This is a genomic window from Luteolibacter flavescens (assembly GCF_025950085.1).
Lineage (GTDB): Bacteria > Verrucomicrobiota > Verrucomicrobiia > Verrucomicrobiales > Akkermansiaceae > Haloferula > Haloferula flavescens.
Map to the genome: position 1 here is coordinate 1 of NZ_JAPDDS010000054.1, position 1,196 is coordinate 1,196.

The window sequence follows — 1,196 nt, forward strand, 5'->3', positions numbered from 1 at the left end:
GTTCCTTACTGGCTGCCAGCAAAATCTCTCTAGCAACAAACGTGTAAATGCTCCCCAAAATACACCATCACCATGACTCCATGCATAGCCACAATATCACAAGTATCGCTACAGCCAGCCGCGCCATGTTCCTTTTCTGCGAGGACGCGCGACATACACATGATTCTGAAGCTCTACTGACCTAGACACAGGGGGAAGTTCATGACCAAATTGGTTGGTTCATTCACTCCATTGCTACTGCGTGCTTAATTTGATGAATACACAGACTCGACTTATTTTCTTTCTTTAGCTGCATGATCCCATGGATGGAAGAAACGAAACCTACTACTGCCCTTCACACCGTCTCCTCCATTCAAGCTTCTTCCTCAAGCAGCTTCTGATCAAAGTGCCACACCCCATGCCCCTTTCCCACTCTTCTCAGCTGGGCGACATACTCAGAGATCTTCTTGATGGCTTCAACCTGCTCCTCAAGGAATTCACTCTCAACGAAGTCGGTCAGCTGTGGATCATTGCACCTTGATGCCACACTGTGCAGGTTGTGCAACTTCTCATTTACAAGCTTTTCGAGAGCCAAGGCCAACTCCATAGCATACAAGGCATCCCCTTTCTCAGGATGGTCGAACTCTGTCAAAGGTGTGACGATGGACTGGAGCCGCACCCTGCCTCCACGCATGTTCTGGTACTTGATGAGTTTCTCTGCGTGATCCCTCTCCTCATCGCTGGATTCTTTGAAGAATTTGGCGAATCCCTTGAGAGCAACGTTGTCACGATCAAAGTAGGCGAAAAGGGAGTGGTACGCGTACGATGCATTGAACTCCACATTGATCTGCTCGCTGATGGCGGCCTCGCACTCGTCGACGAACTTTTGCCTAGCAAGAGACTGGTCCTTGGCCTGGGGGACGAGGGAGAGCTCCCCCTTGAGCTCCTCGAATGGCTGGAAGACCACGCCGCTGAGCACCTCCTTCCCTTTCCCGGCGGCCCTGCACACTGCCCCGGGTCCGGCACCACGCGGCACAGGCAGCCAGACGGAAGCAGGGGTCGAGGCCGCGGCGGCGAGATAGGTAGGCGCCGCGGCGGCGGCGGCGGCCAGAGAGGAGGGGGCAACCCTAGGAGGAAGCATGGCGGATTAAGTGAGAGGAAGGCGCGTGTGGCGTTCGGTTCCGGAGTTCGCGGCGCGGCGGGTGAAGAGTGATGAG

At 54.7% G+C, this 1,196-nt stretch carries 1 protein-coding gene; it reads right to left on the reverse strand.

The window, feature by feature from the left end:
* Nucleotides 1–352: 352 nt before the first annotated feature.
* Complete coding sequence (locus OKA04_RS24970) at nucleotides 353–1,120, reverse strand: ferritin family protein (RefSeq protein WP_264503857.1); 768 nt, start codon at nucleotides 1,118–1,120, stop codon at nucleotides 353–355.
* Between the last annotated feature and the right edge of the window lie 76 nt (nucleotides 1,121–1,196).